The sequence below is a fragment of the Micromonospora aridisoli genome, assembly GCF_056150025.1.
On sequence record NZ_JAXCFK010000017.1, the window covers coordinates 1 to 12,043 of the forward strand.

Consider the following 12,043-nt stretch of genomic DNA (forward strand, 5'->3'; position numbering starts at 1 on the left):
CCAACTCCGGCGGCGACTCCGGCCTCCTGCCCTACCGCCCCGGCCTACTCACCCTCCACCGCTGACCAACAGACACCCCGGCACGGGCACAGCCGGAACCGGGCGGGCTCGGCACCAACCGCGCCCGCCCACCCCACCACACCGCCCACCACCAGGAGGTACCGACAGTGCGCGGACACGCACCTCAACCCCCACCTGCGGAGAACACCCATGCTGATCGGGTGTCCCCCGGCACTCGGGGACGGCTGTTCAAGCTCGCCGCGGCCGGGATCGCAGCCACCGTGGGGATGTTCACCATGACGGTGGCGTCCGGTTCGGCATCGGCCGCCGACAACCCGTACCAGCGGGGCCCGGACCCCACCCGGACCAGCGTCGCGGCCGTGAACGGCCCGTTTGCCAACACCTCGGTCAGCGTGCCGCCCGGAAACGGCTTCAATGGCGGCCGGATCTATTACCCGACCGACACCAGCCAGGGCACCTTCGGGGCCATCGCGATCTCACCGGGTTACACCGCGCTGTTCTCCGACGAACTGGCCTGGATGGGGCCGTGGCTGGCATCGCACGGCTTCGTCGTGATCGGCATCGAGACCAACAGCCGAAACGACTTCGACACGGCCCGTGGCACCCAGTTGCTCGCCGCGTTGGACTACCTGACGCAGCAGAGCTCGGTGCGCAACCGGGTGGACCCGAACCGGTTGGCCGTCTCCGGTCACTCCATGGGCGGCGGTGGGGCGCTGAGCGCGGCGATCCGGCGCCCGTCGTTGAAGGCAGCGGTCGGCATCACGCCGTACTCACCGTCGTCGAACCTGGCCAACGACCGGGTACCCACGATGGTCATCTCCGGGCAGGCGGACACGGTGGTCACCCCGTCCTACGCCCTCGGTCTGTACAACAGCCTCCCGGCCACGACGGAGAGTGTCTACCTCGAGGTGGCGGGCGGTGACCATGGGTTCATGGTCGGACGGTCGAACCCGGTGCTGATCCGGACCATGCTGCCGTTCCTGAAGTTGTTCATCGACAACGACGCCCGGTACAGCCAGTTCCTCTGCCCGCTGCTGGACAACAGTGGTGTGGTCACCTATCGCAGTACGTGCCCGTTGCTGCCGTCGGACCCGACCACTCCGCCGCCGACCGGCACGCCGACGCCGACGCCCACCACCACCCCGACCACGCCGCCGTCCGGCTCCGCCAGCCAGATCGTCGGTCAGCAGTCGGGCCGGTGCATCGACGTACCCAACGCCTCCCGGAACAACGGCACCCGGGTCCAGCTCTACGACTGCCACGGACAGACCAACCAGGCCTGGACCTACACTGCCAACCGGCAACTACAGGTCTACGGCAACATGTGCCTCGACGCGGCAGGCTCCGGAAACGGTGCCGCAGTCCAGATCTACAGCTGCCACAACCAGACCAACCAGCAGTGGAACGTCAACTCCAACGGCACCATCAGCAATGTCCAGTCCGGACGCTGCCTCGACGCCTGGAGCACCAGCAACGGCGCCCAAATCCAGCTCTACGACTGCCACGGGCAGACCAACCAGCAGTTCAGGCTCGCCTCCCTCGCGCGGTGATCGACGAACTCCAGGGCGTGTCCCGACACACCTGACACGCCCGCCGGATTGAACACGGGCGGGCCCGACGTGACGTCGGGCCCGCCCGGATCGCGCAGTCACCTGACGGAGGCCGACTCTCGCCCTTCTGCTCTTCCTGACCTGCGGGCCGGTCACCATGCCGAGGGTCACTGTGTGAGGATCTGGTAGTGCGCCGCCTCCTCGCTTCCGTCGCGGTGCTCGTGGTGCTCTGCTCCGTCGCCGGGTTCGTGCTGCGCACCGAGCGCCGGACCGCACAGGACCGCCGCGATCTGCACGATCTCACCCGGCCGTCACCATGGCCCCTCGACGAACTGCTGGTGCCCGACGATCTGCCACCGGACGGGACACTCGGGTGGCTGGACGCCGGTGGCCTCACGTTGTCCTTCAATCTCGTCATCGCCGGCCGTACCACCGTTCCGGTGCTGTGGCAGCTGCATCCCGCCGAGCCGGACGGGACCTTCCCGGACGCCGTCAACTGCGCGGCCGTCGCGACCGTGAGCTGCGACGACGTCGGCGACGGCTTCGTCTTCGCCACCTCCAGGCACGCCCCCAACAGCATCCCGTCGACCGCCCTGGTCCGCACCGACCGTGACCGGGTTCTCAGCGTCGTCGTTCAGGTGCCGCGGTATGTCGGCGCCGACGTACTGCGACCGGTCTTGACCCGCACGCACCGGCCCAGTGACGCCGAACTGCTCGCCCTGCTACGCCGGGACGGGTACCAGACGGACTGGAGCTGACGCGGCGCGGCGTAGCGCCGGCTCCTCCCGACCTCCGAGCCCTGCCGACGGAGTGATCTGTCTCACGAGCTGTCAGGGCCATCGGCCATCCGGTGTCTTGAGGGTGAATCTCTCGAAGCGAAGGAGACGCCGTGGCTGGGAACAGCGATGTGGTGGTGATCGGCGGCGGGTACGCCGGTGTGATGGCGGCCAACCGTCTGCGGCAACGCGACGACGTGACGGTGACCTTGGTAAATCCGCGCCCGATGTTCGTCGAGCGGATCCGCTTGCATCAGTTGGTGGGCGGCTCCGACGACGCGGTCGTCGACTACCGGGCTGTCCTGGGCGGAGACATCCGGTTGGTGGTCGACACCGTGACTCGAATCGATGTGGCCGACCGCCGCGTGATGCTGGCGAGCGGCGGCTCGATCGGTTACGACTATCTGATCTACGCCGTGGGTAGTGGCAGCGCCGAACCGCGCGTCGCCGGAGCGGCGGAGTTCGCTTACCCGATCGCCACCCTGGAGGAGGCACAGCAACTGCGGCCGGTCCTCGGCCGAGCACCTGCAACGGCTTCGGTGACGGTCGTCGGAGCCGGCCCGACCGGCATCGAGACCGCCGCCGAGTTGGCCGAGGATGGCCGAAGAGTGACCCTGGTCTGCGGTGGCGTGCTCGGTCCGTACCTGCATCCTCGGGGTCGACGCGCGGTCGCCCGGCGCCTGACCGAACTCGGCGTTACCGTACTCGACGGCGTCGGCGCGACGGTGACGGCCGTCAATCGGGACACGGTGCGGCTCAGTGACGGGCGCACGCTGCCAAGCACGGTGACCATCTGGACCGCCGGATTCGGCGTGCCGGACCTGGCCGCCAACAGCGGTTTGACCACCGACGCCGAGGGTCGCCTGCTCACCGACGAGACCTTGACGAGCGTGGACGATGTGCGGGTCGTCGCGGCCGGTGATTCGGCGGCACCGTCGGACCTTCCCCTGCGGATGAGCTGCCAGGCCGCCACGAGGATCGGCGCACATGCCGCCGACACGGTACTCAGCCGCATCGCAGGCGAGCAGCCAAGGCCTCTCAACCTGGGGTTCTTCGGGCAGTGCATCAGCCTGGGTCGGCGCGCCGGCCTCTTCCAGTTCGCCTCCAGGGACGACACCGCGAACAGGTTCCACCTCGGCGGCGGACCGGGCGCGAAGCTCAAGGAGTTCGTCTGCCGGCACACGGTCAAGCATCTTGCCAACGAGGCACGTAGACCCGGCTCGCTGACCTGGGTCAGGGATGACAAGCGCCAGGAACTGCTGCGCGCCAGGCACGGTGGCAGCCCGGCCGTCCGCTGAGCCGACGGTCCGGGCCGCGCCCCGGAGACGCCGCCCACCCGCGCAAGGCAAGGAGACACAGCATGAACCTCGCACTTTGGATTGCTGCGGGACTGCTGGCGACAATCGCCCTACTCAGCGGCATCACCAAGACGTTCGTACCCAAGGAGAAGCTGGCGGCTGCGCACAGCGGCGGGGAATGGCTCAACTACGCCAGCGTCGGCTTCGTCAAGACTCTCGGAATCCTCGAACTCCTGGCCGCGATCGGCCTGATCCTGCCCGCAGTGCTCGACATCGCGCCGTACCTGGTGCCGGTGACCGCCATCTGCTGGATACCACTCATGATCGGCGCGGCGATCACCCACGGCCGCCTCGGCCAGTTCAAGCTGGTGATGCTGAACATGGCCTATCTCACGGTCGCCGCCTTCATCGCATGGGGCCGCATCAGCCTTGAGCCCTTCACCACCTGACACGCAGGCCCGACCGATGGCGTCGGCAACGAGGACCACCGCGACGGAAGGGCCACGACATGAACCACGCCACCGACCCGGCGACCGACAGCTTCCTCGCCCACCGGAACCTGCTCTTCACCGTCGCGTACGAGATGCTCGGATCGGCGGCCGACGCCGAAGACGTCCTGCAGGAGACCTGGCTGCGGTGGGTCAGGGTAGCGGCGGAGCACGTCCGCGACCAGCGCGCCTACCTGGTGCGGATCGTCACCCGGCTGTCGCTCAACCGGCTGCGCGCCATGAGGCGACGCAAAGAGGCCTACGTCGGCCCGTGGCTGCCCGACCCACTGCTCACCACGCCGGACGTGGCCGACAACATCGAACTCGCCGAGAGCGTGTCGATGGCTCTGATGATCATCCTCGAGACGCTGTCACCGACCGAACGCGCTGTGTTCGTGCTGCGCGAGGTCTTCGATCTCAGCTACGACGAGATCGCGGCCGCCGTCGGCAAGACCCCCGCAGCCGTACATCAGATTGCGCACCGCGCCCGCCGGCACGTCGACGCCCGCCGCCCGCGCAGGACGGCCTCGCCAAGCGACACCCGGGCGGCTCTGGAGTCGTTCCAGCGGGCGTTCGAAACCGGGGACCTACAGGGCCTGCTTGACGTGCTCGCCCCCGATGTCGTCCTGGTCGGCGACGGTGGCGGCGTCAAGCAGGCCGCGCTGCGGCCGATCATCGGCGCGGAGAAGGTGGTCCGCATGCTCTTCGGTGGTGTGGGCAAGGTCGAAGGCACGCTCACCGGTGAGCCCACCGTGATCAACGGCAGCCCGGCACTCCTCGTACGCCTGAACGGCGACCTGGACGGCATCATGGCGGTTCGGGTCGAGGACGCGCGCATCACCGGCCTCTACTACGTCCGCAACCCCGAGAAGCTGACCCACGTCGAAGCCGAGACCCCGCTCACCCTTCGATGAACATCGCTTGTGGACCGCGACATGCCGACGGCCTTGCCCAAATTATCTTAGTCATTAAGATAATGGCATGGCCATATCGACTGACTTCTCGGTGGCGATCGCCGGCGCCGGCCTCTCCGGCCTCTGCCTCGCCCACTACCTGACCCGCGCCGGCATCGACGTGCACGTCTACGAGCGGGACCCAGGCCCCTTCGTCAGGCGACAGGGCTACCGGATCATTCTCGACCGGTACGGGCTGCAGGCGCTGCGCGAGAGCCTGCCCCGGCCGCTGTACCGCCTGGCGCTGACCACCGGCGACGAGCCCGGCGGGTACCTGCGCTTCACCGACAGTCGGCTGCGGGACGCATTCACCATCACCTTCAAGGACGAGCCGTACGCCACCCGCCAGGTCGACCGGCTGACCCTGCGGTCGATCCTGCAGTCCGGGCTGGACGGCCGCATCCACTACGGCAAGGCCGCCGTGGCGGTGGAGCGCGGCGGCCCGGCCGGGCTGCGGCTGCGGTTCGCCGACGGCGGGGCCGCCGCGGCAACCGTCGTCGTCGGCGCGGACGGCGTGGGCTCGGCGCTGCGCAGGCAGCTCATGCCGGACGCGGACCCGGCGAACACTGCGATGCTGGGCATCTACGGCCGGTCGCCGCTGCGACGCAACGGCGAGAGCGTCATCCCGGACGCGCTGCGCACCAGCGGGGTACTGGCCATCGCCGACCGACCGGGCCGCGCCTTCTTCTTCACCTCCATGCGGTTCGGCGAGCGCCCGCAGGAGGCCTTCGCGCGCCTGGCCCCGGGCAGCTACGCGCCCACCGGCGAGGACTACGTGATGTGGGCGCTGCTGCTCCGGCAGGGGGAGGTGCCCATCGGCGTACGCGGAAACCTGCTGGCACTGTGGCGACTGGCCAGCAGGATGAGTGCGGACTTCCACCCGGTCATCCGGCGGCTGGTCGACACGGCCGAACTGGACGCCACGGTGCTCAACCTCTTCGCCACCGGCCGGCGCCCGCACCGGTGGGCGGTGCCCCGGGCGACGATGATGGGCGACGCCGTGCACGCCATGCCACCGTTCGGCGCTCACGGCGGCAACACCGCGCTCCGCGACGCCGCCCTGCTCGGCCACCGGCTGGTCGAGGCCCGGACGAGCGGCACGTCGGTGGAGGAGGCGATCGCCAGCTACCAGAAGGAGATGGTGCCCTACGCCTTCCGCGCCGTCGACACCGCCGCCAGGCTGATGCGCCGCCTGACCGGGGGCTCCGCCGCACCGCACTGGATGCTCACCCGCGTGTTACCTCGGCTGCACCGGGTCACCGTACCGGAGGCATGATTGCGGGCATGTCCCACGAGCCGGCCCGTGCGTCCGCGATCGCCGACCTCATGCGCGCCGGACGAGAGACCTCGCGGCTTTCCATGGTGTTCCGGTACGCCATCGCGGAGCGGCTCGGCCTCACCGTGAGCGACCTGGAGTGCCTGGACTACCTGGCGGACGTCGCATCCGCCACCGCGGGACAGATCGCCGAGCGGACCAACCTCACCACCGGGGCGGTGACCAGCATGCTCCGCCGACTCCAGCAGGCCGGCTACGTGACGGCCGAGCGCGATCCGGCGGACCGGCGGCGGGTCATCGTCACCCTGCGGCCCGAACGCATGCCCGAGCTGCAACGACCGTACGAGCGGTTCGCCGAGCGGACCGAGCGGCTCATCGAGGGCTACAGCGTCGAGGAGGTCTCGCTGCTGATCCGGCACTATGACCGCGTGCAGGCGATGTACCTCGCCGAGCTGGACCGTCTCCGCGGCGGCGACACCCCGCAGCGGTCCGCCTGAGGCGCCGTTCCCCGTACAACTTGCTCGTCGGGTCGCCATCACAAACGCGCTCTCACGCATAGGGCATCGGTTCCCAATACCGCCCCCTGCCAGCTTATACAGGCTGATTAACTGCAGCTTCCCCCATTTCACCCACAATGACCTGCCGCCTGGGGCTTTGCTGAACATCAGTAAGCGGTGTTTGTCCTGATCGGTCTTCAGTGGACAAGCTCAGCGGGCCAGCCTTGCCCTGTCCATTCAGCTCAGACTCGAAAACTTCCGATACGTGGGAAACCGGACACCTACTCGAATACGAGCAGCTGCCTGACCAGCCCAGATGCTGTTCCGGCTCCGTCGGGTCGCTTCACTGAGATTCACGATCACCAGGCGGGATTGATTCAGCGATGCCGATCCGGGGTAAGGCTCACGCGCGCCGGTTGGCCCCAGCGTTGGTCGGTGTGGCGACCGGAGATGAGTATAGGCGTGGAGATTACGCCCGCGTTGCGCCGACGGTTATCGATCCTAATATGAAAGGGCCGGACGTACAGCCACAGCAGGGGCCCCAGCGGAGGAGGCAGCAGCATGGCGCAGGCCAACCCGCGATTCGACGCATCGCCGATCGGGCTACGGGTTCTCGTCACTCTCGGCCCGGAGGTACTGCGTAAAGGGCTGGAGGCGCTCCTCGGCGAGCTGCACGCGGTCACCGGCGTCCGGGTCGCGTCGACGGTCGGTGAGGCGATGGTGCTCCTCCGGCGGCACCGGCCCGACCTGCTGATCCTGATTGTCGAGGACGATGTCCCGGTCGAACGGTTGGTGATCGCCGCCCGAGGCGTCGGCGTTCGGACCCTGGCGGTTTTGAGCCGAGCCGGTGACGCACTCCGCGATCGGACGGTTCCCCTGGCGGCCGATGGTTTCATCCTGGCCGGTGAGCTCGATCGGCGGTCGCTGAACGACGCCCTGGCCGAGCTGTGGCGAGGTGAGATGCCAATGCCGCTCGCTCTCGGCCGGGTCGCGCTCTCGGCGTTACGCGAGGATCAGCGCCCCGTCGACACTCCGGCGCTGACCCCCCGGGAGGGCGAGACGCTGAAGTTGCTGGCCCGAGGGCTGAGCAACCGTCAGATCGCCGCGACGATGGGGATCACCGAGCACGGCGCGAAGCGGCATGTCTGCCGCATTCTGGCGAAGTTGAACTGCACCAACCGAACGGAGGCGGTTACTACGGCCTATCAGTTGGGCCTGCTGCCCGCCAAGCATTGACTCACCGCATACCGCTCCCCTCCGGGATGCTGTTCTCCATCGCCGCCCAGCCGGGCAACGGTGCCGTCAGCTTCAGCCGCATCTCGTCGTATTCGGCGTCCGGATCTGAGTCGAGCACGATCGCGCCGCCGGCACCGACCTGGAGGATTCCCCGGTGCAGGACTGCGGTCCGGATGACAATGTTGAGGTCCGCCCCGCCGGTCAGACCGAAGAAACCCAGCGCTCCGGAGTAGACACCCCGCGCCCGATCCTCGATCTCACCGAGCAGCCGCATCGTCCGCGGCTTCGGTGCGCCGGTCATCGAGCCACCGGGGAAACAGGCCCGGACGATCCGGGTCGCCGGGACCGACCGCCGGCTACGGCCACGCACCGTGGAGACCAGCTGATGCACGGTCGCGTACGACTCCACCACCATGAACGAGGGCACATGGACGCTGCCGATCTCGCAGACCTGCCCGAGGTCATTGCGGAGCAGGTCGACAATCATCAGATTCTCCGCCCGGGTCTTCGGCGAGTCACGCAGCTCGGCCCGCAGGGCGTGGTCCTGCTCGGGGTCGGTGGCCCGAGGGGCGGTTCCCTTGATCGGCTTGGCCTCGACCACCCCGGTCCGGTCGATCTTGAGAAAGCGCTCCGGCGAGGAGCAGAGGACCTGCGTCTCACCGAGGCGGAGATAGGCGGCGTACGGCGCGGGGTTGTGACGGCGCTGCCGCAGATAGAGCTCGATACCGCATCCGTCGTACGGGGCCCGGAGTTCGTTGGTCAGGCAGATCTCGTAGCTCTCTCCGGCGCGGAGCAGTTCCAGGCAGGTGCGGATGTTCGCCAGGTAGCTCTCGCGGCCCCGGGACAGCCAGCGCTCCACGTTGTACGTCCTTCCCGGTCCCGCTCGCCCGCTGGTCGGTCGGGCCGGGTCCGGCCCCTCCGGTCGGCTGGCCCGTCCACTGCGGCCGTTGACGGCATGACCGACGGGTCCGGTGCGCAGCAGGGCGGCCGTGCTGTCCAGCCAGCCGTCCGCGGCCGCGACCTGGGCGTCGGTGGCGCGGCAGAGGGCCAGCAGCCACATCTCACCGGTCTGATGGTCCAGGGCCACCATCCGGGTCGCGGCCATCCAGACCGCGTCCGGGGTCTCGGCGACGTGTCGGTTCGGTGCGCCGCAGTCGGCCTTCACCTCGTAACCGAAGTAGCCGACGTAGCCGCTCGGCAGGTCGAACGGGAACTCTCCGGTGTCCGGGAGCCGGCGCTCGTCGAGGCGACGCTGCAACACGGTGAAGATGTCCCCCGACTCCACGCCGATCCGGACGCCGGTCGGGTCGAGCACCTCGACCGTGCCGGTGGCGCTGACGTACCGGAGCACCTCCCCGTCCGGTCCGCCCGGGTGCCCCAGAAACGAGAACCGGGACAGGCCGGGGATGACCCGGCTGCTGTCCAGCCAGAAGGCGTACGGCCGATCGCGGGCGATCCGCTGGAAGATCCACTCGGGGTCGACCGTCCCGACCTGCTCGCGCGATGCGGTCTCCAGGGTGGCAGGGCCGGGCAGCCGTCGGTGACGCAGCAGCCAACCACCGGCGTGACCATTACTGTCGCTCGATACCGCGCCCGGTTCGGCGACGTCACCGACCGCCCGCGAACTGTTGGTCGCCGCCTTGCCCACCAACCGGCGGAAGTTCAGCAGCAGCCGGCTGCCGTGCTCGGTGCTCACTGACTCCGGATGGAACTGCACCCCGAACCAGGGGTGGAAGCGGTGCCGCAGTCCCATCACCACCCCGTCCTCGGCCCAGGCGTCGGCAACCAGGTCAGTCGGTAGTGGTTCGGCGACGCAGAGCGAGTGGTAGCGGACCGCCACGAAATTCTGCGGCAGGCCGGTGAAGAGCCCGCCGTCATGCCGTATCTGGCTCAGGTGTCCGTGGCGCGGCCGAGGCGCCGGCCCGACTGCGGCTCCGCAGAGGTGGCCCAGGGCCTGGTGGCCGAGGCACACGCCGAGCACCGGTCGACCGCTGTGGCGGATGACGTCGAGGCAGCGGCCGATGTCCTCAGGCACCTGCGGCCGGCCGGGACCGGGCGAGATGATCACCGCGTCGAACTGCCGCGCGAACTCCGCAGTCAACCGCTGGCTGTCGTTCCGCAGCACCTGCGGCTCTACGCCGTAGGTGCGGGCGATCAGCTGATAGAGGTTGAAGGTGTACGAGTCATAGTTGTCGATCAACAGCGTGCGCACGTCACGCCACCCCTGCCCGCCCGGCGGCGCTCGCTTCCCACCCGTCGGGGTCGGGTGCGGTGCCGGCGTGTTCCCGCTCGGCCCCTCCAGCGTTCTCCTGCTCCCGATCGTTGCCCCGCTCGCGCAGGGCGAAGCGGCGGAGCTTCCCCGTCGGCGTACGGGGCAGGGCGGCGAGGCGGGTGACGCCCCGGGGAACCTTGAACGGCGCCACCCGGCCATCCAACCAGCGAGCGAGGTCGTCCACGGTGGGGGTGGCGGCGCCGGGCACCGGTACGACGAAGGCGTGCAGCCGGGTGGCGCCGGTCTCGTCCGTTCGGGCGGCCACCGCGGCCTCGGCGACCGTCGGGTGCTCCTCGATAAGGTGCTCCACCGGCTGAGGTGCCAGCGTGATCCCGCCGACCATCTCCAGGTCGTCCACCCGGCCGCGCAGGGCGTACGTTCCGTCGCCGTGCCGTACCGCCAGGTCCCGGGTCCGCAGCCAGCCGCCCACCAGGGTGCGGGCGGTCTCCTCCGGCCGGTTCAGGTACCCGGCCATGACCGTCTCCCCGGCGACCCAGAGTTCCCCCTCGACCTCGTCGGGTACCGGCACCCCGTCGCTGTCGAGCAGCCGAAGGGAATAGCCCGGGACCGGGCGTCCGACGGTCCCGGCCCGGTGCTCCTCCACGGTGTTCGCGCAGAAGGCGTGCCCGGCTTCGGTGGAGCCGACCTGATCTAGCAGCGGCACGCCGAGCAGTTCCTCGGCCCGCGCCGCGAGCTCCGGTCGCAACGCCTCGCCGGCGGACACCGCGGCTCGGACACTGCCGAAGGCGGATCGGTCATTGGCCGCCACGAGATGTGCGTACGACGTGGGCACCCCGTAGAGCAGGGTGACCCGATGCTCGGCAGCGAGTTCCGCGACCGCCGCGGGGGTCGGTCGCTCCGGCAGCAGCACCGCCGACGATCCGGAGAAGAGGGGGAAGACGAAGGCGTTACCGAAGCCGTAGGCGAAGTGCAGCTTCGAGATCGAGAGGGTCACGTCGTCGGCGCTGCTGCGCACCACCCCGAGCCCGACATACCGGTAGTACGCCTCCGGGTCGGCGTGCCGATGGACAGCTCCCTTCGGGGCACCGGTGGTGCCGGAGGTGTACTGCACATACAGGGGATCGGTCCCGGCCACCTGAACCGCAGGGACGCGACTCACCCGACCGGCCCGGTGGAGCAGCTCAGTCGGGGAGAGCGTACGGACGGTGAACCGGTCCGCCAGCGTCTCGGGGCAGAGCACGAGAACCGGAGCGCAGTCGGCGACCAGCGCCGTGTGCTCCGGAGCGGCCAGCGCCGGGTTGACCAGGACAGCGACCGCCCCGGCCCGAGCCACGGCCAGGAACGAGACCACCCAGGCGGCGCTGTCCGGCAGTGCCAGGAGCACCCGGTCGCCCGGTCTGATCCCTTCGGTCACCAGTACCCGCGCGGCCCGGCCGGCCAGATCGTGGATCGCTCCGTGTGACCAGGTCCGGCCCGGTTCGCGGACGGCCGGGCGCTGGGCCCAGCCGCGTTCCGCGCAGCGCCGTTCCAGGGTGGCCGCGAGATTCATGGCGAGAGCCCTTTCTACTGCTGGCAGGCACGGGAGTTCCGGTGAATGCCGGCGGGCGCAAAAATCCAGGAAGAAATGAATTCGATCTCGACCGTAGATTGCCCCAGATGTGGGCAGCAAGTGTCTGATGCGATACCTCAGGCGGCTCAGACATTTTTTTATCCGC

Annotated in this window: 10 protein-coding genes; 8 read left to right on the forward strand and 2 right to left on the reverse strand. The window is 69.2% G+C overall.

Features of this window, described 5'->3' with window-relative positions:
- The first annotated feature begins 167 nt into the window (after positions 1-167).
- The 8 genes from SM447_RS26645 (at position 168) to SM447_RS26680 (ending at position 8,095) form a co-directional block, all read left to right on the forward strand.
- Positions 168-1,571: a poly(ethylene terephthalate) hydrolase family protein gene (locus SM447_RS26645; protein WP_474575625.1), complete on the forward strand. Its 1,404-nt coding sequence runs from the start codon at positions 168-170 to the stop codon at positions 1,569-1,571.
- A 188-nt stretch (positions 1,572-1,759) separates the two neighbouring features.
- On the forward strand, positions 1,760-2,329 hold the full coding sequence (locus SM447_RS26650) for a hypothetical protein (RefSeq protein ID WP_474575626.1): 570 nt from the start codon (positions 1,760-1,762) through the stop codon (positions 2,327-2,329).
- A 131-nt stretch (positions 2,330-2,460) separates the two neighbouring features.
- Positions 2,461-3,645 carry an NAD(P)/FAD-dependent oxidoreductase gene (locus SM447_RS26655; protein WP_474575627.1) on the forward strand — a complete coding sequence of 395 codons (1,185 nt, stop codon included), beginning with the start codon at positions 2,461-2,463 and terminating at the stop codon, positions 3,643-3,645.
- Positions 3,646-3,707: 62 nt separating this feature from the next.
- The gene (locus SM447_RS26660) at positions 3,708-4,094 is read left to right on the forward strand and encodes a DoxX family protein (RefSeq protein WP_474575628.1); all 387 of its coding nucleotides are present in this window, start codon (positions 3,708-3,710) and stop codon (positions 4,092-4,094) included.
- Positions 4,095-4,153: 59 nt separating this feature from the next.
- Positions 4,154-5,047, forward strand: a complete 894-nt coding sequence (locus SM447_RS26665) for an RNA polymerase sigma-70 factor (RefSeq protein ID WP_474575629.1) — start codon at positions 4,154-4,156, stop codon at positions 5,045-5,047.
- A 67-nt stretch (positions 5,048-5,114) separates the two neighbouring features.
- A complete protein-coding gene (locus SM447_RS26670) occupies positions 5,115-6,362 on the forward strand; it encodes an FAD-dependent oxidoreductase (protein ID WP_474575630.1) in 1,248 nt (415 codons plus the stop codon).
- Between the two features lie 8 nt (positions 6,363-6,370).
- Complete coding sequence (locus SM447_RS26675; RefSeq protein ID WP_474575631.1) at positions 6,371-6,859, forward strand: MarR family transcriptional regulator; 489 nt, start codon at positions 6,371-6,373, stop codon at positions 6,857-6,859.
- A gap of 561 nt (positions 6,860-7,420) precedes the next feature.
- Complete coding sequence (locus tag SM447_RS26680; RefSeq protein WP_474575632.1) at positions 7,421-8,095, forward strand: LuxR C-terminal-related transcriptional regulator; 675 nt, start codon at positions 7,421-7,423, stop codon at positions 8,093-8,095.
- Position 8,096: 1 nt separating this feature from the next.
- On the opposite strand, the gene SM447_RS26685 is transcribed toward SM447_RS26680, so the two are convergent.
- Complete coding sequence (locus SM447_RS26685) at positions 8,097-10,307, reverse strand: chorismate-binding protein (RefSeq protein ID WP_474575633.1); 2,211 nt, start codon at positions 10,305-10,307, stop codon at positions 8,097-8,099.
- 1 nt (position 10,308) lies between these two features.
- Positions 10,309-11,877 carry an AMP-binding protein gene (locus SM447_RS26690; RefSeq protein WP_474575634.1) on the reverse strand — a complete coding sequence of 523 codons (1,569 nt, stop codon included), beginning with the start codon at positions 11,875-11,877 and terminating at the stop codon, positions 10,309-10,311.
- Positions 11,878-12,043 lie beyond the last annotated feature (166 nt).